The sequence below is a fragment of the Erythrobacter sp. genome (genome assembly GCF_011765465.1).
GTDB lineage: Bacteria > Pseudomonadota > Alphaproteobacteria > Sphingomonadales > Sphingomonadaceae > Erythrobacter.
In genome coordinates, this window is sequence record NZ_CP050265.1 from 1884813 (window position 1) to 1904995 (window position 20183).

16 protein-coding genes, 1 tRNA gene and 1 riboswitch are annotated in these 20183 nt (G+C 68.8%); all 17 genes read right to left on the bottom strand.

Going from position 1 to position 20183, the window contains the following annotated elements; all coding sequences use genetic code 11:
- Nucleotides 1-31 precede the first annotated feature (31 nt).
- Nucleotides 32-1948 carry a TonB-dependent siderophore receptor gene (locus G9473_RS09065; protein ID WP_291132666.1) on the bottom strand — a complete coding sequence of 639 codons (1917 nt, stop codon included), beginning with the start codon at nt 1946-1948 and terminating at the stop codon, nt 32-34.
- 170 nt (nt 1949-2118) lie between these two features.
- Nucleotides 2119-2338: riboswitch (cobalamin riboswitch) on the bottom strand.
- Between the two features lie 58 nt (nt 2339-2396).
- Nucleotides 2397-2472 (bottom strand) — tRNA-Ala (locus G9473_RS09070).
- Between the two features lie 114 nt (nt 2473-2586).
- The gene (locus G9473_RS09075) at nt 2587-3585 is read right to left on the bottom strand and encodes a hypothetical protein (RefSeq protein WP_291132668.1); all 999 of its coding nucleotides are present in this window, start codon (nt 3583-3585) and stop codon (nt 2587-2589) included.
- A 164-nt stretch (nt 3586-3749) separates the two neighbouring features.
- A complete protein-coding gene (locus G9473_RS09080; protein WP_291132669.1) occupies nt 3750-4490 on the bottom strand; it encodes a Bax inhibitor-1/YccA family protein in 741 nt (246 codons plus the stop codon).
- A gap of 152 nt (nt 4491-4642) precedes the next feature.
- A complete protein-coding gene (locus G9473_RS09085; protein ID WP_291132670.1) occupies nt 4643-5443 on the bottom strand; it encodes a pyrroline-5-carboxylate reductase dimerization domain-containing protein in 801 nt (266 codons plus the stop codon).
- A 9-nt stretch (nt 5444-5452) separates the two neighbouring features.
- Nucleotides 5453-5959 carry a YbjN domain-containing protein gene (locus tag G9473_RS09090; RefSeq protein ID WP_291138373.1) on the bottom strand — a complete coding sequence of 169 codons (507 nt, stop codon included), beginning with the start codon at nt 5957-5959 and terminating at the stop codon, nt 5453-5455.
- A 182-nt stretch (nt 5960-6141) separates the two neighbouring features.
- Entirely contained in the window at nt 6142-7608 is a 1467-nt protein-coding gene (locus tag G9473_RS09095) for a tetratricopeptide repeat protein (RefSeq protein WP_291132671.1), read from the bottom strand.
- A 124-nt stretch (nt 7609-7732) separates the two neighbouring features.
- Entirely contained in the window at nt 7733-9421 is a 1689-nt protein-coding gene (gene ftsZ, locus G9473_RS09100) for a cell division protein FtsZ (protein WP_291132673.1), read from the bottom strand.
- A gap of 197 nt (nt 9422-9618) precedes the next feature.
- Nucleotides 9619-10947 (bottom strand): cell division protein FtsA, encoded by a 1329-nt coding sequence (ftsA, locus tag G9473_RS09105; RefSeq protein WP_291132675.1) that lies wholly within the window; start codon nt 10945-10947, stop codon nt 9619-9621.
- The gene (locus G9473_RS09110; RefSeq protein ID WP_291132677.1) at nt 10947-11879 is read right to left on the bottom strand and encodes an FtsQ-type POTRA domain-containing protein; all 933 of its coding nucleotides are present in this window, start codon (nt 11877-11879) and stop codon (nt 10947-10949) included. Before G9473_RS09110 ends, ftsA begins: the two co-directional genes overlap by 1 nt.
- On the bottom strand, nt 11872-12807 hold the full coding sequence (locus tag G9473_RS09115) for a D-alanine--D-alanine ligase (RefSeq protein ID WP_291138376.1): 936 nt from the start codon (nt 12805-12807) through the stop codon (nt 11872-11874). Before G9473_RS09115 ends, G9473_RS09110 begins: the two co-directional genes overlap by 8 nt.
- A gap of 29 nt (nt 12808-12836) precedes the next feature.
- Nucleotides 12837-13814: a UDP-N-acetylmuramate dehydrogenase gene (gene murB / locus G9473_RS09120; protein ID WP_291132678.1), complete on the bottom strand. Its 978-nt coding sequence runs from the start codon at nt 13812-13814 to the stop codon at nt 12837-12839.
- Entirely contained in the window at nt 13811-15271 is a 1461-nt protein-coding gene (gene murC / locus G9473_RS09125; protein ID WP_291132679.1) for a UDP-N-acetylmuramate--L-alanine ligase, read from the bottom strand. The genes murB and murC overlap by 4 nt, the downstream gene beginning before the upstream one ends.
- Nucleotides 15268-16494, bottom strand: coding sequence for an undecaprenyldiphospho-muramoylpentapeptide beta-N-acetylglucosaminyltransferase (murG, locus tag G9473_RS09130; protein WP_291132681.1), 1227 nt, complete (start codon nt 16492-16494; stop codon nt 15268-15270). The genes murC and murG overlap by 4 nt, the downstream gene beginning before the upstream one ends.
- The gene (locus tag G9473_RS09135) at nt 16491-17717 is read right to left on the bottom strand and encodes an FtsW/RodA/SpoVE family cell cycle protein (protein ID WP_291132683.1); all 1227 of its coding nucleotides are present in this window, start codon (nt 17715-17717) and stop codon (nt 16491-16493) included. The genes murG and G9473_RS09135 overlap by 4 nt, the downstream gene beginning before the upstream one ends.
- Entirely contained in the window at nt 17717-19102 is a 1386-nt protein-coding gene (murD, locus tag G9473_RS09140) for a UDP-N-acetylmuramoyl-L-alanine--D-glutamate ligase (RefSeq protein ID WP_291132685.1), read from the bottom strand. The genes G9473_RS09135 and murD overlap by 1 nt, the downstream gene beginning before the upstream one ends.
- Nucleotides 19103-19112: 10 nt before the next feature.
- On the bottom strand, nt 19113-20183 hold the full coding sequence (mraY, locus tag G9473_RS09145; protein WP_291132687.1) for a phospho-N-acetylmuramoyl-pentapeptide-transferase: 1071 nt from the start codon (nt 20181-20183) through the stop codon (nt 19113-19115).

Here is a 20183-nt window from a genome sequence, read left to right on the forward strand (position 1 = left end):
CCTATGCATTTCCTCGGGCTTTGGCGAGTGTTTAGAAGCGCGCTTCGATACCGATCACCGCGCTGCGACCGGGCGAGACGAAGCTGAAGACCTGTTCGTAGCGTTCGTCGAGCAGGTTATCGATCCGCCCGAAAGCCTCGATGCCTTCCGCGATGCGCACCCGCGCGTTGAGGTTCACCAGCGTGTAATCGTCCAGCACGACGCGCACCGGGACGAAGCTGGGGTCGATGAAGGCATCGTCGAGCGCCGCGCCGTTGTGCCGCACGACGAGGGTGGCCGACGCCGCATCGCCCGGCGCGCTCCATGTAAGGGCGGCGCTGGCGATGTCCTCGGGCCGGCGGACCTCGGTGGTCCCGTCCTCCTCGCTGTCGATGTGGCTGTAGGCCGCGTTCAGCGTGAAGGCCCGGCCAATCGCGGCGGAAAGCGCCACTTCGACGCCCTGCTGCGTGCTCACCGTGTCGCGGTTGCCGGGGGTCGCGACGAAGGTCGGCGGGGGGAAGGTCGTGAAGATCTCGCCTTCGAGTTCGCTGTCGAAATACGTCGCGGAGACGGTGACGCGCTGGGCGAAAAGGCGCTGGTCGATACCGACCTCCCAGCCTTCCGACTTTTCCGGGCGCAGGTCGGCATTGCCTATGAAGCGCCCGTCGACGAACCCGAACAGTTCGAAGAAGCCCGGGTTCTTGATCCCCGAAGCCGCCGCCGCGCGCAGGCGGGTCGTGTCCGTAAGGTCGTACCCCGCGCCGATGCGATAGGTCGTCTCGTCGGCGAAACGGTCGTTGATGTCGTGGCGCAGCGCCGCCGAGAAATCGAACCGCGTTGTCTCCAGCCGGTATTCGCCGACGAGACCGGTGTTCTCGATCTGGCGCCGGCCGGTAAAGGCGAAGCCCGACGGGTCGGTGTTGCGGAACCGCTCGCGTTCCCAGTCGGCGGCGAAGGTGAGGGTGTGCGACGCCTCGCCCGTGTCGAAGGCGTAGGCGGTGACGTAGGACGCTTTCAGGCGGTCGCCTTCCGAGCCGTTGGTCCGCCCTGCAGGACCGAACGTATCGCGCGCGATGTCGGCGACCTGTGCGGAAAGGTCGTGGGTCCACGCTCCGTCCAGCGCCTCGTAGCGCGCGCCGATGAGCGCATAGACGGCCTCGTTGTCATAGCGGACTTCGGGACTGTCGACGATGAAGCCGAAGGTCGGGCTGGCGGGATCATTGTCCGAATTGTTGAAGCGGCCCTCGGTCAGGATGTAACGCCCCACCGCGCGCACGCTGAGGCCGGGGGCGAGGTCGACGCCGCCCTGGGCCGAGACGGTGTAGCTGTCGCGCCCGATGTCGCGGCTGCCGCCTCTCGCATTGGGCTGGCCGTCGGTGCTGACCACGACCGCGGAAAGCGCCGCGTCCCAGCCCGCACCGCTCGCGCCATAGCGCGCCGCGCCGTTGGCCGTGCCTTGCGTGCCGCCTTCGATGCGGGCGCTGAACCCGCCAAGGTCGCGCCCGCTCGCGCTCTGGTAGGCGATGACGCCGCCGATCGCGTCGGGACCGTAGAGCGCGGATTGCGGCCCGCGCAGCACTTCGACCCGCGCGCCCGGTTCGGCCTGCAAGGTGGTGAGGTCGAATTCGCCCGCGAAGGGATCGGACACCTCGATCCCGTCGACGAGGACGAGGACGTGGTTGGCCTCGCTGCCGCGCAGGCGCACCTGCGTCTGGCCCGCAACGCCGCTAACCGCGACACCGGGCACGTCGCGCAGCGCCTCGGCGATGTCGCGCACCTGGCGGTTTTCGAGCTGTCCCGGGGTCAGAACGCTGGCTGATCCGGTATAATTGTCGAGATTGATGCTCGTTTCCACTCGGCTGGCGGTGACGAGTATATCCCCTCGCTTCTCGTGGAACAAATCGAGCTCGATGCGCTCACGCGCGGCGGCGTCCTTTTCGCCGTTCTTGTCCTGCGCCCCCGCAGGCATACCCCATCCAAGCGCGCACGCAGCGACACCGCACAACAAAACAACAGAATTTCTCACGGATTCCTCCCGTCCCAAAGCGACAGGCCGCACGGGGGATGTCCCCGCCCGGCCACACGAATGTCGCTCAGAACGAAAGCCTTTTTCCGCGCCGGGCCAGTCCCTGAGCCAGGCAAAGAGCGACACGCCCCGGTCGGTCTCCTGGCTCGCGGGTCAGCGCGTCCGGCTCTCACCTTCCCAGGCCATCGGGCCCAGTGGCTGCGCGCCCCGAGGGACACGCGCGAGACGAATGCTCACCGCTTACAGTTGCAGGGACAGCTGCGGATTTTCACCGCATTCCCGTTACCGATGCGTGTCAGGAGGATTAGACACAACGAAGCGCGCAGGCAAGGAGGGGCTTGCCGCAATGCCTCTAAGGATCATCAATGCTGGAGAAAAGCGCCCGGACACCTGGTGGAGCCGAGGGGAATCGAACCCCTGACCTCGTCATTGCGAACGACGCGCTCTCCCATCTGAGCTACGGCCCCGTTCAGGTGCTTGGGCGGGGGGCGAGAACCGGCCCCCGCGTCGGGCAGGCGCGCGCCTTAGCGTGAAGGCATGACGCTTGCAACGCCAATCTTTGCCTCCGCCTCGCCCCGCGCTCAACCCTCGGACGAATCGCCTGCGCCGTCTGTCTCGCGCTCGTTCGCGTCGGTCGGCAGGGGCTGCGTCACCGGCTGCGAGAGCACCCGCTCATCGACCGGCACGACCGGCACCTTCTCGCCCGTTTCGGGGTCGGTGACGCTCATCGCGCCGCTCGGATTGGTGATCGTGGTCGAAGGGTCGCTCTCGCCCGCGCGGGGCACTTCTACACCGTTCGCGCGCGCTTGCTGCACCGCGACCCAGCCGGGCTGCGAGGGGCCATAAAGCGCGCCGTATTTGGCATCCCATTCGGCCGAGAGCCGCTGGTAGCGTTCGTAGCGGTCGAAGAAGGTGTAGAAGGGCTCGGTCAGCTGGTCGAAATTCTCCCGCGCAAAGCCGAGCGCGTCTTTCGGCGGGCTGGCGAGCGCGCGGTTCGCCATTTCGAGCGCGGCGGCGCAGAACTCGGTCCGTGCGGGCGGCAGGGCGAAGAAGTTGTAGACCATCGTGGTCTGCCCATCGCGCGCGACCATCGCCTCGCGCCGGGTGCGGGCCTGGCTGCGATAGACCTTCTCGAGCCGGTCGTTGACCCGCTTAAGCTCGCGCTCGTTGTCCTTGATGAAGGCGCCATAGGCATCGAGGATCGGCTGGTAGCGGTCGGCGACGCAATTGAGCGCGGCGACGTTCCAGCCCGAGCGGAAATGCCACACCAGCTCGTCCTCGGTCAGTTCGCGGTTGACGGTCATGCGGCGGCCGTCGGGGCCCTTGGGCGGGATTTCCATGACATAGGCCGCGCCGCCGGGGGGCAGCGGGCGATAGGGTATCTGCTCGACCGGGGGCGGAGGCGGCGGCGGGGGCGGCGGGGGAGGCGGCGGCGGGGGCGGCGTGGCGCAGGCGGCCACCATCCCGGCGGCCACGGCCACGGTCACGATCCTGAGGCCGAAACCGGTCACATCCATGCGCGTCGTCTCTCCCATAAGTCCGTCCGTATCCCTGTCGTGCGAGGTCTTGGGCGTCGCCATTCATACCCCCTGCCACGGCCCGCCTTGCGCTGGCCTGAAGCGGCGGCTCGGCACTCGCCCTGTTAATCGCTGGCGCGGACAAAGCAAACGCCCGGACCCTCGAAAAAGGGCCCGGGCGTCTGAGATTTCACCAGCGCCGCGAAAGACGCCTCGTGAGCTTCCCCTTATTCGCGGTTGCCGAGCAGGTTGAGCAGGAACATGAACATATTGATGAAGTCGAGATAGAGGCTCGTCGCACCCATGATCACAGCCTTACCGGCATATTCGGTCCCGCGGACATACTGGTATTCGTTCTTCAGCCGCTGCGTGTCCCACGCGGTCAGGCCCGCGAAGATGAGAACGCCGAGCACGCTGATGACCAGCGCGAGCGCACCCGACTGCAGGAAGAAGTTGAGCAGCATGGCGATCAAAAGGCCGACCACGCCCATGATCAGGAACGTGCCGAAGCCCGACAGATCCTTCTTCGTGGTGTAACCCCACAGCGACAGGCCGGCGAAGGCACCGGCGGTCGCGAAGAAGGTCATCGCGATCGATTCGTTGGTGAAGCGCAGGAAGATCGTCGACATCGACAGACCCATGACGGTCGCGAAGGACCAGAAGACGATCTGCAGCGTCGAACGGCTCATCTTGTGGAGGCCGAAACTCATCGCGAGGATGAAGCCCAGCGGCGCCAGCGCGATCACGAACCAGATGCCGCTCGAAGCCAGCGCAAGGGTGATCCCGCTTTCCGCCGCGAGCAGCGCGACGATGCCGGTCAGCAGCACGCCCGAGGCCATGTAGTTGTAGATCGAGAGCATATGCTTGCGCAGGCCCTCGTCGTAGGTCGCGCGGCCCTGGACGTCGCCGCCCGCGCGCGGCACCGAGCCGAAGCGGTCGGTGCGCTCTGTGTTCTTCCAATCAGCCATCGTGGAACCTTTTTCTCCAAAAGCGGCGCGGTTCGTGCCCGCGCCTTATGGTCCGCAATATCGGAGCTTCGCCCCTGCTTTTCAAGCGAAACCGGCAGGCGATCCTTGCCCCGCGTTAACCCTCGATTGCCCGCAGATGAACGAGGGCGCGCTCAACCCACCTCGCGTGAGAGCGCCGCGCCCTTGTCCGCCGTCGCGCGCAGGGTCTCGGCGAGCAGGCGGCGCAGCGCGTCCTCGCGGTCGAGCACGTTCATCCCCTCGCGCGTCATCCCGCCGGGGCTGGCAACCCGGTCGGCCAGCGCGCCCGGCGCAACGTCCGCAGCGGCGGCAAGGCTCGCCGCGCCTTCAACCATGACGGTGGCGAGCCGGGTCGCATCGCCTTCGTCAAGGCCGAGGTCGCTGGCAGCACCCGCGAGCGCGTCGATGAAGCGGTAGACGAAGGCCGGCCCCGACCCCGCGAGCGCGGTGACGAGGTCGAAGCGCGTCTCGTCAGCCTCCCACACCGCGAGGCCGAGCGCGTGGTAAAAGGCGCGCAGCTCCTCGCGCTCGGCTTCGGCAAGCCCCTGTTCGGCAAGGATCACCGGCGACTTGCCGATCCGCGCGGCGAGATTGGGCATGACCCGGACATGGGCGCGCGCCTCGGGAAAGGCGGCGGCGACCTGCGCCAGCGTCACCCCGCCGAGCAGCGAATGAACCGCCACGCCCGGCCCCGCGAGCCGCTGGAGCGTCGGCGCGAGCGCGCGCAATTGCTGCGGCTTGAACCCGAGCAGGACCGCGTCATGGCCCGCCCTCTCCGCCTCTTGCGGAGTGCCAAACAGCGCAACGCCTTCGGGCGCGGTTTCGAGCGCGGGGTCGAGCACGGCGAAGCGCGCAGGGGCTAAGCCCGCCCGCAGCCACCCGGCGAGCATCGCGCCCGCCATGTTGCCGCAGCCGATGAGAAGGAGCCGCTCCACCCGCGCGGCCTATGCTTCGCCAGCCGCATCGACCAGCGCCGCGTCGAGCGCCTCGCGCGCGGCCTTGTCGCCCCACAGCACGAACTGGAAAGCGGGGTAGAACCGGTCGCATTCGTCGAGCGCGCACTCGACCAGCGCCTGCGCCTGGTCGAGCGAGAGCATCCCATCATCGCTCAGCAAAGCGCCATGGCGATAGAGCAGCACATCGCCATTCGACCAGATGTCGAAATGCCCCAGCCACATCTGTTCATTGACGAGGCTGAGCAGTTCATAGGCCGCCGCGCGCTTTTCCGGCCCCACCCGGATGTCGGGCAGGCAGAGGAACTGCAGGACATTGTCCGCGCCCCGCCATATCGCGCGCAACTGGTATTTCGCCCATGCCCCCTGGATTTCGCCGGACATCTCGTCATCGGAGACGATCTCGCACGGCCAGCCGCGCGCCTCGAACAGCGCGGCGAGCATATCGAGCGGGGCGGCGTCGTCCCTGTGGTTATGGGAATGGTCGCGGCGCGGCATCATGCGCGCTCTCTTTGTTTGGTGCTGGTCCTTTGCATCGCGGCCAGGAATGCGCACGGCCTTTGCCGATTGGCAACACGCTTGCCCGCGCGGCTTGGGGAGAAGCGATTTCGGCTGTTCAAACCCTGTGCACAGAAAGCCGGGGACAGAAGCGGGGCGGACCCGTCGCGCGCGCGGCGCGGTCAGTCAAGCTGTTGTATTTCCTTGCCTTCCGGACTCGTGAAGGGGAAGGTGTCGAGCCCCTTCGCTTTCAGCGCATTGACCATTTCGCGCGCCTCGCCTTCACCCTTCAGCGGGCCGGCGAGCAGCCGGTTCGCCTGCCCCCACGGAGTCGTGTGCGGGGTGTAACCGTCGAGCAGCCCGCCAGCCGCGCGCGCGATCCGGCGCCAGTCGAATTTCAGCGCCTCGAGATCCTGCCCGGTCGCCACCTGCACCCAGATGCGCCGCGGATGGGCGGGGGGCTCGGGCTCCGGCGGCTTTTCGCGCGGAACCTCGATCGCGGCTATATCGACCGCCTCGGGCGGCTTTTCGGCGGCGGGCAGCTCGTCCGTGTCGAGATCGGCGAAGGCATCGGCGACCTTCGGCTGGGGAAGCGGCTGGACGACCGGGCGGCTGGCCGCCTGCGCCAGGTCGAAGCCGGGCCGAACCTCCGCAGCCGCGGCGGCCGGCCCAGGGGTCGGCGCAAGCGGCTGCGCTTCGCCAGCGTCCCCGGCCTGAGGAATAGCCTTCGCTGCGGTCTCGGCGGGGGATTCGGGCTCTACCTCGGCGAAGCGCGTGCCGAGCGGCGCGCCCGCCGGTTCGAGCCGCCGGTCGGCTTCGGCCTCGCGCGCGAAACGGGCGATGCGCGGATCCTCGCGCCCGATTTCCGCCGCGCGCGGGAAGATCCCGAGATTGGCCGCCGCGGCCTGCTGGGCCGGGGTCAGGCGCGGCATATAGGCGAGATAGGGCGTAAGCCGCCCGGCAAGGTCGCGCGGCATCACCGCATCGACGATCGCCGCCGCGCGCGCCTGGTCCCCGAGGATCGCAAGGCCGAAGGCGCGGGTGCGGAAGGCGGCGTAATCGCGCGCGTCGAGCAGCGGGCGCAGCGTGTCCTCGAACCCCGCCCGGTTGCCCGCGATGGCGAAACTGAGCGCGAGGCGGCGGCGCGTCTCCGGGTCTTCGCGACCCACCGCGAGCGCCTCTTCGTAGGCCGTGCGGGCCCGTGCGTGGTCGCCGACGAGGTCGTAGGCGAGCCCGCGGTCGCGGGCGTATTCGGGCGGCTTCGCCCCGGCGCGCTCGGCAAGGGCGAAGGCTTCGAGTGCCTCGACAGGACGCCCCGAACGCAGGTAGACCGCTGCGATGCCGAGCTTCACCCGGGCATTGTTCGCATCGAGATCGTCGGCCCGCCCATAGAAACCCATTGCCGCATCGAGATCGCCCGCCGCAAGCGAGGCATCGCCCGCCTCGACCAGCGCATCGAGGCTCTTGGGCGCACGGGCGAGTTCCATCAGCGCGCGGTTCAACCGCTGGATTTCGGGCGAGGGAAGCGGCTGCACGACCTCGCGCGAGGTCACTTCCTGCGCCGTGGCGGGATGCGCCGCGATAAACGCAGGCAGGACGGCGGCAAGCGCGGCCAGCGGCAGACGGCGGGGTATCACGGCGGTTTTCATGCGAAAGCGGGAACTAGTCACCCGGCCGCCCTGCGCCAGACCCCCAGCATCGCCGGCGCGGCAGGCGGCGCGGAGAAATCGACGAAGCGTTTGCAGAGCCCGCGCGCGGCGCGCCGGGCCTCGCCTACTGGTTGTTCTGCCGGTCGAGAAAGCGCGGGATGCTGAGGGCGGTGGCGTCGTCGTCGTCCTCGTCGTCGTCGTCCTCGTCGCGCGCCGTGCTGCGCGAAAGGCTCGCCATGCGTTCGAACAGGGTGCTGCCCCCCGCCGAGCCGCCACCCGGTGCGGCATCGCCGCCGTCTCCGGCGTCGCCGCTGCCACCAAGCAATCCGCGGCGGCGTTCGCCCCGGCGCGGCGAAACCGGGCCGTCGGTCTTGGCCAGGCGGTCGGCATCGGCCAGCAGGTCGCTCTGCCCGTCGTCGGCCGCGCTGTCGCTGTCGTCCTCGGCTTCGGCGTATTCGGCATATTCGCCGGTCAGGTCGAGCGGTTCCTCGTCTTCTTCCTCCGCTCCGCGCAGGCCGGCGAGCGGGTCGACGATATCGTCGACGTCGTCGTCCTCGGGCTCGCCCATGTCGTCGCCCGCCTGCATCCCGGTGAGGTCGAAAGGCTCGCTGTAATCCTCCTCGGCCTCGCCGTGCTCGCCCTCTTCCGCAGGGGTGGGAGCGGGGACCGCGAGGTCGGGTTCTGCAGTCGCGCCCGCCTCGGGCTCGGGCACGCTCGGCGCATCGAGTTCGCTTTCGCCCGGCAGTTCGAGCACGGGCCGCTTGGGCGCGCGCGAGCCGCCGAGCCCTGCGCCGAGACCGCTGCCGATCGCCGCGCCCGCCGGGCTGCGGTCATGCGCGGACGAAGCGCCCTGTTCGATGCCGGTGGCCACCACGGAGACGCGGATCTTGCCGTCGAGATCGGGATTGAAGGCGCTGCCCCAGATGATGTTCGCGTCCTCGTCGACCAGTTCGCGGATGTGATTGGCCGCCTCGTCGACCTCGAGCAGCTTCATGTCCTCGCCGCCGATGATCGAGATGATGACGCCCTTCGCGCCCTGCATCGACACGCCGTCCAGGAGCGGGTTGGCGATCGCCTGTTCGGCCGCTTCGAGCGCGCGGTTCTCGCCTTCGCCCTCGCCGGTGCCCATCATCGCCTTGCCCATCTCGCTCATCACCGAACGCACGTCGGCGAAATCGAGATTGATGAGGCCCGGCATGACCATCAGGTCGGTAATCGAGCGCACGCCCTGCTGCAGCACCTCGTCGGCGAGCTGGAATGCCTCCTTGAAGGTCGTTTCCGCCTTGGCGACGAGGAAGAGATTCTGGTTGGGAATGACGATCAGCGTGTCGACGCACTGCTGGAGTTCGGCGATCCCGGCTTCGGCGGCGCGCATCCGGCGCGTGCCTTCAAACAGGAAGGGCTTGGTCACGACGCCGACCGTGAGCACGCCCTTGCGCCGCGCGGCTTCGGCGATGACGGGCGCTGCGCCCGTCCCGGTCCCGCCGCCCATGCCGGCGGCGATAAAGCACATATTGACGCCGTCGAGCGCCTCCTCGATCTCGGCGACGGTTTCCTCCGCTGCGGCCTTGCCGACTTCGGGCCGGGCGCCCGCGCCGAGCCCGCCGGTGATGTCCGGGCCGAGCTGGATGCGCTTTTCCGCAGGGGAGCTGCTGAGCGACTGCGCGTCGGTGTTTGCGACGATGAAATCGACGCCTTCGATCTCGGCCGCGATCATGTTGGCGATCGCGTTGCCGCCGGCGCCGCCGACCCCGATCACGGTGATGCGGGGCGCGAGTTCCTCTGCCGCGGCGGGTCCAATATTGATGCTCATCCGTTCTTCCTCCGGCCGCCGTCCCGCTTTTCACGGAATTCCGGGCTTTTTGCGATTCTCTGACACAATCGTGGCTTGCGGTTTATACCGTCTTAACCCTTATCCACAGCGGCCCTTATGCTTTTGCCCCGGTGCGCGCCCGAAACCATGCCACATCCGCGCCGCGCGCGACAGGTTCGCGGGAGACGCGCGCGCGGTCAGAAATACTCCTTCAGCGCGCGCAGCAGCCGGGTGACGGCGAAAGTCCCGCCCGGCGCACCCGCCACCCGCGTGCGGGCAAAACGGTCGCCCAGCGCGCGGATGTCCACCGGATCGTCCGCGGCATAGAGGCACAGACCAGCCAGCGTCGCAAACCCCGGCTTGGCGTGCGCTTCGGGCAGGCCCTCGAAAGCGGGCGGGCGGCCGATCCGCACAGGCATCCCGAGCGCGCCTTGCGCGAATTCGGCGAGCCCGGCGAGTTCCGCGCCCCCGCCGGTGAGCACGACCTGCCCCGCGCGCATACCGCTGAAGCCCATGGATTTCAACGCCTTGCCGATTTCGGTCGTGAGCCGGGCGAGATGCTGGGTGATGACCGAGACGAGCTCTGCGCGCGCGATCCGCCCGCGGTCGTCGGCCCCGCGCGCGACCGTGGCGGAGCCGTCCATCCCGTCCGGCCCGGTCAGCGCGATCATCTCGCGGTGGTCGCTCGGCGACGCGATCGCCGAACCCGACACGCATTTCAGCCGTTCGGCTTCCGAACGGCGGATGCCGAAAGCGCTCGCCACCGCATCGGTGATGTCGCCCGAGCCCATCGGCAGCGCCGCAAGGCCGAGCAGCATCCCGCCGGCGAAGACCGAGACATTGGTGACGTCCGCCCCGATCTCGACCAGCGCGACGCCGAGTTCGCGCTCTTCCTCCGAAAGGCAGGCATAGCCCGCCGCGAGCGGGGCGGCGACCACGCCCTCGACATCGAGATGCGCGTTCTGGACCGCTTCCATGAGGTTCTTCACCGGCGCGCCGTCGGCGAGCATCACGTGGATGTCGACGCCGAGCCTTTCGGCATGAAGCCCGCGCGGATTGGCGACGCCGTGCGCCCCGTCGAGCGTGTAATGCGCCGGCTGGGCGTGGAGCACGGTGCGCCCGTCGGGCTGGATCGCCCCGCGCGCAAGGTAGAGGAGGTGTTCCACATCCTCCTCCTCGATCCGCCGCCCGCCGATCTCGGTCTCGACGCTTTTCACGTCGCTTTTCAGCCCCGCCCCGGCGCAGGCGATCCACACGCCGTTGACGCTTGCACCGGCGCTCTTCTCGGCCCGCTCGACCGCGTCGCGGATGGCGAAGCTCGCGGCGTCCATGTCGACGACATAGCCCTTCTTCACGCCCTTGCTGGCGCGGTGGCCCGACCCCAGCAGGACGAGGTCGCCATTGTCGGCCTCGCCCATGATCATAGCGGAAATGCGGAACGAGCCGACATTGACCGCGCCGATCGTGCGGGTGATGCGCGGTCCCCTGCCGGCGCCGCGCGCGCCGCCTGCCGAAGACTTCGCCACTATTGGCCTCCCTCACCGCTCGACGTGTCCGAGGCGTCCGCCAGCACGCGCTCGCCGCGGCCGGGCACGCGCATATAGACGCGCGGCGGGTTCCTCATGTCGAAGCTTGCGACCTTGCCGCCGATGAGCCGGTTCTGCCCGTCCATCCGGGCGAATTTGACGAGCGCGCTCGCCGCCTCGTTCTCGCCTTCGGGAAGGGCGAGCACCTGGCCGCTTTCGAAAGTCACGTTCCAGCGCCGGTTGCCGACCCATTCGGCCGCCTCGACCTTGGGCGCGAGCGCAGGCGCGGCGGCGAGCAGGCGGTCGAGCGCGGCCACCTGCCGGCCCGCGCCGGGGCCGGAGATACGAAGCCGGTCGGCGGCATCCTCGGGCGCGACGATGGAGAGTTCGTGGCCGGTGATGTCGACCAGCACCAGCCGGTCGGGCTTGACCAGCACGGCATGGGGTTCGCGCTCGACGATATCGATGGCGAGCGTTTCGGGGAGCTGTTTCGACACCCGCGCATCCGCGACCCAGGGAAGGTCGAGCAATTCGGCGCGCAGCGCCTCGACATCGACTTCGGGCATGGCGCGGTCGCGCTGTGCGAGCGCTCGGGCATAGACTTCGCGCTCGTCCATGCGGTTCGTGCCGGTGACGCGCACGCGGCGCACCTCGAAGCCCGCGCCCGATGCCATGCGCGCGACTTCGGCTTCGGCGAGCGCGGGGAGCCCCGCGAAATTGGCGATGACGAAGCCGAGCGCTACGCCTGCACCGATGATGACCGAGAGCCAGATGCGGGTCCATTGCTCTTCGGTGAAGGGCAGCAGGCCCATCGCCCTGTCGAGCACGCCGCTGGTCTTCGCCTTGGCCCGGCGCGCGCCCGCGGCGCGGCTCTGCGATTTCGCCGCGCGCCGCACGCCCCTGCCGTCCGAACGCCTGATCCGGTTAGCCATTCGCCTTCTCCTTGGAAGCGTGGACCCGCAGCGCCTCCTTCACCAGCAGGTCGACGAGATCGGCATAGTCGATCCCCGCGTGGCTCGCCTGTTCGGGAACGAGGCTTAAGGGAGTCATGCCGGGCTGGGTGTTGGTTTCGAGCACGAACAGGCCCTCTTCGCCCAGCTCGTCGTCCCAGCGGAAATCGGTCCGGCTGGTGCCGTGGCAGCCGAGCACCTTGTGCGCCTTCAGCGCATATTGCTCGCACAAGGCGGCGATTTCGGGCGGGATCCGCGCGGGGCAGACGTGCTCGGTGCGGCCTTCGGTGTACTTGTGCTCGTAATCGTAGAAGCCTTCGGCGATGACGAGTTCGGTGACGCCCAGCGCGCGCGGGCCGTCCGCCCCGTCGATCACGGCGGTGGTGAGCTCGCGCCCCTTGATGAAGGGTTCGGCGAGGAGCTCGGCGAATTCCCGCCACGGCCCCGGTGCCTCGCGCACGATGGGATTGCCGCATTCGCTGTCGTCGGTGACGATCGCGACTCCGACCGAGGAGCCTTCGTTGACGGGCTTCAGGACATAGGGGCGCGGCAGGGGGTCGCGCTCGAACAGTTCCTCGCTAGCGACGATCCGCCCGCCGGGCATCGGGATGCCTTGCGGGACGAGCGCCTGCTTGGTGAGCTGCTTGTCGATCGCGATGACCGAGGTGGCGAGCCCCGAATGGGTGTAGGCGAGGCCCATGAGGTCGAGCATCCCCTGCACGCTCCCGTCCTCGCCCGGCACGCCGTGGAGCGCGTTGAAGACGACATCGGGCGCGGCCTCGGCGAGCCGTGCGGCGACGTCGCGGCCCATGTCGATTTCGGTGACGCGGTAGCCCTTCGCGCGCAGCGCCTCGGCGACACCGCGGCCGGACATCAGCGACACTTCGCGCTCGTTCGCCCAGCCGCCCATCAGGACCGCGACGTGGAGTTGGCTGTCGCTCACGGCCGCCCCACCCGCTGGATTTCCCAGTCGAGCATCACGCCCGAATTCTTGTAGACCTTCTCGCGCACGAGTTCGCCCAGCCCTTCGATATCGGCGCTGGTGGCGTTGCCGGTGTTAATGAGGAAATTGGTGTGCTTCTCGCTCACCTGCGCCCCGCCCAGCGTCATGCCGCGACATCCCGCCGCATCGACCAGTTCCCACGCCTTGGCCCCTTGCGGGTTCTTGAAGGTCGAACCGCCGGTCTTGGTGCGGATCGGCTGCGAGTTCTCGCGCGCCTCGGCGATGCGGTCCATCTCCGCGCCGATTTCCTCGGGGTCGCCGGGCCGCCCCTTGAACCGGGCGGAGACGACGATCGCCCCGTCGGGAAGCTCGCTGTGGCGATAGGTGTAACCGAGGTCGCTCGCGGACAGCGTCACCATCTGGCCGCCCGGCAGGATCACCTCGCAGTCGACCAGCACGTCGGCGACCTCGCTGCCGTAGGCCCCGCCGTTCATCCGCACGAAGCCGCCCACCGTGCCGGGTATCCCGCGCAGGAATTCGAGGCCCGCAATGCCCGCATCGCGCGCGGTCGAGGCGACCAGCACGCCCGGCGCGCCCGCGCCGCAGGTGAGCGTCGAATCCTCGCCCGCATCGGCGGTCATGAAAGGCTTGCCCAGCCGAACGACGATGCCCGGAACGCCGCCGTCGCGGATGATGAGGTTCGACCCCAGCCCCAGCGCCATGACGGGAAGCTGCCCGCCCAGCCGTTCGATGAACAGGCGCAGGTCGGCAAGGTCGGCCGGCTCGAACAGCCAGTCGGCCTGCCCCCCGCTCTTGAACCAGACGAGCTTGGCGAGCGGCGCCTTGCAGGTGAGCTCGCCCCGGATGCCTTCCAGCGGCACGGGCGCCGCCACCGCGCCCTCGACCGCGCAGGTCGGGGCGCGTCCGTCGTCGTATTTCCAGGTGTCGCCGGGCTGGACCATGTGTTCCGTCATGCCCTCACGTGTGCTTGGACCGCGCCTGCAAGGGTAGCCGCCCAGCGGGTGATATCCCCCGCGCCGAGACAGACCACCATGTCGCCGGGGCGAAGCGTCGCGGCGAGCGTTTCGGCTAGCTGCGCGTGGCTTTCGACCGTGGCGGCGCTGCGATGGCCGCGCGATTTCAGGCCCGAGACGAGCGCTTCGCTGCTGACGCCTTCGATCGGGCTCTCGCCCGCTTCGTAGACCGGCGTGACAAGCACCATGTCGGCATCGTTGAAGCACGACTGGAAGCCGTCCATCAGGTCGTGGAGGCGGGTGTAGCGGTGCGGCTGGGCGACCGCGATCACCCGCGCGCCCTCTCCGTTCGCCGGGCTGCCGGTGCTGCCATCGGGGGCGACCGCCTCGCGCGCGGCGGCGAGCACGGCGCGGATCTCGACCGGGTGGTGGGCATAGTCGTCGATGACCTGAGCCGACCCGCCGGGCAGCGCGATCTCGCCGACGCGGGTAAAGCGCCGCCGCACACCGCCGAATGCGCCGAAGCCTTCGCGGATCACCTCGTCGCTGCACCCCATCTCGATCGCCACCGCGATCGCGGCGAGCGCGTTCTGGACATTGTGCCGCCCCGGCATGGGCAGGTGGACGCCCTCGATCCGGCGGTCGTGTTCACCCCTCTGGCGCACGATCACGTCGAAGCTGTTGCCGCCCTTCTCCGCGCGAATGTTGACCCCACAGATGTCCGCCTGAAGCGAGAAGCCGTAGGTCACCACCTTGCGGTCGCGCACCTGGCCGATGACGGCCTGCACCTCGGGGTGGTCGACGCACAAAATCGCCGCGCCGTAGAAGGGCACGTTCTGGATGAATTCGAGGAAGGCGCGCTTCACCCCGTCGAAGTCGCCGTAGTGGTCGAGATGTTCGGGGTCGATGTTCGTCACCACGGCGATGGTCCCGTCGAGGCGCAGGAAGCTGCCGTCGCTCTCGTCCGCTTCGACCACCATCCAGTCCGAATCGCCCAGCCGCGCGTTCGAGCCGTATTGCTCGATGATCCCGCCGTTTATCACCGTGGGGTCGATCCCGCCCCTATCGAGCAGGCTTGCGATCATGCTCGTCGTGGTGGTCTTGCCGTGCGTCCCCGCGACCGCGACGGTGGATTTCAGCCGCATCAGCTCGGCCAGCATTTCCGCCCGGCGCACCACGGGGATGCGCGCTTCCAACGCGGCGACGACTTCGGGATTGTCGCGCTTGACGGCGGTGGAAGTGACGACCACCGCCGCGCCTTCGACATTGCCTTTCGCGTGGCCGATATGGACCGCGATGCCGCGCGCGCGCAGCCGCTCGACGCTCGCGCCTTCCGCGATGTCGGAGCCCTGCACGGCATAGCCCAGATTGTGCATCACCTCGGCGATGCCGGACATTCCGATCCCGCCAATGCCGACGAAGTGGATCGTGCCGATGTCGGTCGGAACGCCTCTCACGCAGCCATATCCTCGTCGCGCGTCGAAGGCTGCGCGCGCACCGCCGCCGCCGCGCCGCGCGGCGCCGTCTCGCCGACGCGGATCACGTCCATGAGGTCGATCCCGCCGAGGCTCTCGACGAGGTCCGCCAAATCCTTCGTCGCATCGGGCCTTCCGCAATTGAACGCGGCGTGCGCGGCGTTGCCGAGGCTCGCCGGGTTCTGGGCGAGCGCCTGGATCTGCTTGGCGAGTTCCTTGGGCGTGAATTTCTCCTGCCGGATCATCCGCGCGCCGCCCGCCTTGACGATCTCGCGCGTGTTCGCCGCCTGGTGGTCGTCGGTCGCAATCGGCAGCGGCACGAGGATCGCAGGGCGGCCAACGCCGGTCAGCTCGGCAATGGTCGAAGCGCCCGCGCGCCCGATGAACAGGTGCGTGTCGGCGAGACGTTCGTGCATATCCTCGAAATAGGTCCCGAGTTCGGCGGGGATATCGTGCTCGGCATAGCGGGTGCGGACCGCATCGAGGTCCTCCGGGCGGCATTGCTGGGTAACCTGCAGGCGCGAGCGCAGCGCCGGGGGAAGCATGGCGAGCCCGTCGGGCACGATCTGCGACAGCACCCGCGCGCCCTGGCTGCCGCCGGTGACGAGGACGCGCAGCAGCCCCTCTTCGGTCAGCGCGGGGAAATCGATGTCGCGCAGCGCCAGCACCTCCTCGCGCACCGGGTTGCCGGTGAGGTGGACCTTGGGCGCGTGCTTGGCCTTCAGCCGGTCGACCTTTTCGTAAGACGTGGCGATCGCATCGACCCGGCCTGCCAGCAGCCGGTTGACCCGGCCCAGCACCGCGTTCTGTTCGTGGATGACGCTCGGCACCTGCGCGCTCGTCGCGGCGAGCAGGGCGGGAAGCGCGGGATAGCCGCCGAAGCCGATGACGGCGGAAGGCTCGAAGGCGTCGAACAGGCGCAGCGCCATGCTGCGCCCTTCGAGCACGGCGCGGATGCCCCCGATCCACTTGAGCGGGTTCTTTCCGAAGCGCCCGGCGGGAAGGACGTGCGCGGTCAGCCCCTCGGGCTTGCCGGGAATGTTCGCGCCGCGCTCGTCGGTGATGAGCGCGACGTGGTGGCCGCGCGCTTCGAGTTCGACCGCCAGCGCAAAGGCCGGGATCAGATGCCCGCCCGTGCCCCCTGCGGCGAGGACGAAATGGCGGCTCGCGCCCGTGCGGGGCGTCTGGCGCGTTTGAGTGGTCATGCGCGCTCCTCCTTGCGCTCGATCAGGTCGCGCAATCCCCCGCCCTCGCGCTTGAGGTAGGGATTGCGCCGGGTGATCGCCAGCAATAGCCCGAGCGCGAAGCACACCGCCAGCATCGAAGACCCGCCATAGCTGATGAGCGGCAAGGTCGCGCCCTTGGACGGGAACAGCTGGAGATTGACGAGCACGTTCATGAAAGCCTGCCCGCCGAACTGCGCGACCAGCCCGGTCCCGGCGAGCAGGGCGAACAGGTCGTCCTCGTTCACCAGCCGCATCAGCGCCTTTAGCACGGCGGCGCAATAGAGCGCCACCACCAGCGCGCACAGGGCAAGGCCGAATTCCTCGCCCATGACCGAGAAGATGTAGTCGGTGTGCGCTTCGGGCAGGTTCATCTTGCGCGTGCCGAGCCACAGCCCGGTCCCGGTCCAGCCGCCATTGGTGAGCGTGCGATAGGCAAGGTCGACCTGGTCGAAGGCGGTCCCCCCGCCGATGAAGGCGTCGATCCGGTTCCTCGCATTGTCGTAGAGGAAATAGGCCGCGGTCAGCAGCGCGACGCCCGCCCCCGCGACCGCCGCGATGCGGGACAGCGATACGCCCGCGAGCATCACCATGACGAACCAGATCCCGCCGAACAGGATCGTCTCGCCGAGGTTGGGCTGCATCATCAACAGCCCCGCGATCAGAGCCATCAGCGCGCTGGCGAAGGCGAGCACGGGAAGCTGCGGGTCGCGCAGTCGCCACGACAGGATCCACGCCAGCACGATGGCGAAACCGGGCTTGAGGAATTCGCTCGGCTGCAGGCTCATGCCCACTTCCAGCCAGCGGCGCGAGCCGTTCTTCTCGACCCCGATGAAAGGCACGAGGAACAGCAGGAACAGCATGAAGGCGAAGGCGAGGATGCCGACGCGGCGCGCGTCGTCGCGGCTCATGAAGGACAGGCCGACCATGAGCGCGAGGCCGAGCAGCTGGAAGACGAGGTGGCGCTTCAAAAACAGGAACGGATCGAGCGTGACCTCAGCGGTCGAAAGCTGGTCGGCGCTCGCGGGCGAGGCGGCGGCGACGGCAAGCGTGCCGAAGCCCATCAGAAGCACGATCAGGCCGAGCAGCCACTTGTCGACCTCGCGCCACCAGATGCGCAGCTCTTCGCGCCAGCCGCGCCGCACCAGCGCGGGCGGGAGCGCGGCGCCCCGGCGCGAGGGGGGAAAGGCGCTCGCCCCGGCCATCAGGCTTCCTCCCCGGCGAAGTCGCCGGGCGCGCAGGTTTCGCAGCCGGCGATCACGCCGACGAGATTGCGGAAATGCTCCCCGCGCTTTTCATAATCGCGGAACTGGTCGTAGCTGGCGCAGGCGGGGGAGAGCAGGACGACCTCGCCCGGCCGCGCCGCCTCGCCCGCGCGGCGCACCGCCTCGGCGATCAGCTCGCAGCGTTCGACGCGCGGGACGCGGCCTTCGAGCAGCCCGGCGAACATCGGCCCCGCCTCGCCCACGGTGTAGGCCGCCGCGATCTCGCCCAGATGCGCCTCGCATTCGGCGAGCGTTTCTTCCTTGGCGAGCCCGCCGAGGATCCAGTGGATACGCGGGGCGCCGCCGTTGATGCCTGACTCGCGCGGGAAGGCGGCAAGCGCGGGCGCGGCGGAGGCCGGGTTGGTCGCCTTGGAATCGTTGACGTAGAGCACGCCGCCCGTCTCGCAGACCCGCTCCATCCGGTGCGGCAGGCCGCGAAAGCGCGGCAGGGCGTGGCGCCACTGGGCCTCGCTCACGCCCAGCTCCTCGGCAAGCGCGACCGCGACGGCGACGTTCTGGAGATTGTGCGGTCCCTGCAGCGCGGGCCATTCGTGCTGGAGCGCCTCGAACCGGGTGAGCTCGGCCAGCACCGCGCGCCCCTCTCCCCGCCGCTCCACCTGCCTTGCCCGGATCGCGGCCGTAGGCCCCTCGTCCGTCCCGAACACGGCGAATCCGCGCGCAGATTGCATGGCGAACAGGCGCTCCTTCGCAGCGGCATAGGCGGCATAATCGGCATAGCGGTCGAGATGGTCGGGCGTGATGTTGGTCAGCGCGGCGGCTTCGACATCGAGGCTGAAAGTAAGGTCGATCTGGAAGCTCGACAATTCGAGCACGTAGACGCCCACCCCGTTCTCGTTGGGGCCGAGCGGCTCGCGCGCAAGCACCGGCTCGCCGATATTGCCGCCCATCACCGCCGGGATCCCGGCCATGGCGAGGATGTGGTGGGTGAGCGCGGTGGCAGTCGACTTGCCGTTGGTCCCGGTGATGCCGACCACGCGGTGCTCCACCATGTCGCGGCGGGCGATCGCGAACAGCTCGATGTCGCCGATCACGGGCACGGCGTATTTCGCCGCGTGCGAGGCGATGGGGTGCGTGTTGAGCGGCACGCCGGGCGACACCACCACGCCCTCGAAGCCCGTCAGGTCCAGCCCCAGCGGATCGGCGAGGTCGCAGCGCCCCTCGAACGCCGCGCGCCGCCCCTCGTCGCGGTCCCACGCCGTCACCGCCGCCCCGCTCGCCAGCAGCGCCTCGACGCTCGCCGCGCCCGACCGCGCGAGGCCCAGCACCGCGTAGCGTTTCCCGGCGAAGGCGGGGGAAGTGATCACGCCCGCGCCCCTACCTCAGCTTCAAGGTCGCAAGGCCCGCAAGCGCAAGCACGATGGCGATGATCCAGAACCGGATCACGACCTTGCTCTCGCTCCAGCCCAATTGCTCGAAATGGTGGTGGATCGGCGCCATGCGGAAGACCCGCCGCCCCGTGCGCTTGAACCAGAAAACCTGGATGATGACCGACACGGCCTCGAGCACGAACAGCCCGCCGACGATGGCGAGCACGACCTCGTGATGCGCCGCAACCGCGATCGCGCCGAGCGCACCGCCCAGGGCAAGGCTCCCGGTGTCGCCCATGAAGACCGCTGCCGGCGGCGCGTTGAACCACAGGAAGGCGAGCCCCGCCCCCATGATCGCGGCGCAGAACACCGCAAGCTCGCCCGCGCCCGGCACGTGCGGAATGCCGAGATAGCCCGAGAAATCGACCCGGCCCACGAGATAGGCGATGATCGCAAACGTCCCCGCCGCGATGATCACCGGCATGATCGCGAGCCCGTCGAGCCCGTCAGTCAGGTTCACCGCATTGCCCGCGCCGACCATGACGAAGGCGGCGAAGACATAATAGGCCGGGCCCAGCGGGATCTCGACATCGGAGAAGAAGGGCAGGTAGAGATTGGTGCTGATCTGGCTGACGATGATGTAGCTGGCGATGCCGGCGACCACGAATTCGAGCAGCAGCCGCACCCGCCCGGAAAGCCCTCCGGTGCTCGCCTTGGACACCTTGGCATAATCGTCGAGGAAACCGATGATTCCGAAACCGATCGTCACCGCGAGGCAGGCCCACACAAAGGGGCTCGACAAGTCCATCCACATCACCAGCGAAAGCGTGAGCGCGACGAGGATCATCAGCCCGCCCATCGTCGGCGTGCCGCGCTTGGCGAGGTGGCTTTGCGGCCCGTCCTCGCGGATCGGCTGGCCCTTGCCCTGCCGCACGCGCAGGATGTTGATGAAGCGCGGCCCGATGATGAGCCCGATGACGAGCGCGGTCATCAGCGTCGCGCCGAAGCGGAAGGTCTGGTAGCGCACGAGGTTGAGCGCGCCTTCGAACCCCAGCCATTCCGCGAGAAGATAGAGCAT

What these genes read in the sequence shown, in the direction of transcription:
- murB (WP_291132678.1), bottom strand. Translation starts at nt 13,814, where the DNA reads ATGACGGAACACATGGTCCAGCCCGGCGACACCTGGAAATACGACGAC.
- G9473_RS09090 (WP_291138373.1), bottom strand. Translation starts at nt 5,959, where the DNA reads ATGCCGCGCCGCGACCATTCCCATAACCACAGGGACGACGCCGCCCCG.
- mraY (WP_291132687.1), bottom strand. Translation starts at nt 20,183, where the DNA reads ATGCTCTATCTTCTCGCGGAATGGCTGGGGTTCGAAGGCGCGCTCAAC.
- ftsZ (WP_291132673.1), bottom strand. Translation starts at nt 9,421, where the DNA reads ATGAGCATCAATATTGGACCCGCCGCGGCAGAGGAACTCGCGCCCCGC.
- G9473_RS09095 (WP_291132671.1), bottom strand. Translation starts at nt 7,608, where the DNA reads ATGAAAACCGCCGTGATACCCCGCCGTCTGCCGCTGGCCGCGCTTGCC.
- G9473_RS09075 (WP_291132668.1), bottom strand. Translation starts at nt 3,585, where the DNA reads ATGGCGACGCCCAAGACCTCGCACGACAGGGATACGGACGGACTTATG.
- G9473_RS09065 (WP_291132666.1), bottom strand. Translation starts at nt 1,948, where the DNA reads ATGCCTGCGGGGGCGCAGGACAAGAACGGCGAAAAGGACGCCGCCGCG.
- G9473_RS09110 (WP_291132677.1), bottom strand. Translation starts at nt 11,879, where the DNA reads ATGGCTAACCGGATCAGGCGTTCGGACGGCAGGGGCGTGCGGCGCGCG.
- murG (WP_291132681.1), bottom strand. Translation starts at nt 16,494, where the DNA reads ATGACCACTCAAACGCGCCAGACGCCCCGCACGGGCGCGAGCCGCCAT.
- G9473_RS09080 (WP_291132669.1), bottom strand. Translation starts at nt 4,490, where the DNA reads ATGGCTGATTGGAAGAACACAGAGCGCACCGACCGCTTCGGCTCGGTG.
- G9473_RS09115 (WP_291138376.1), bottom strand. Translation starts at nt 12,807, where the DNA reads ATGGGCGGCTGGGCGAACGAGCGCGAAGTGTCGCTGATGTCCGGCCGC.
- G9473_RS09135 (WP_291132683.1), bottom strand. Translation starts at nt 17,717, where the DNA reads ATGGCCGGGGCGAGCGCCTTTCCCCCCTCGCGCCGGGGCGCCGCGCTC.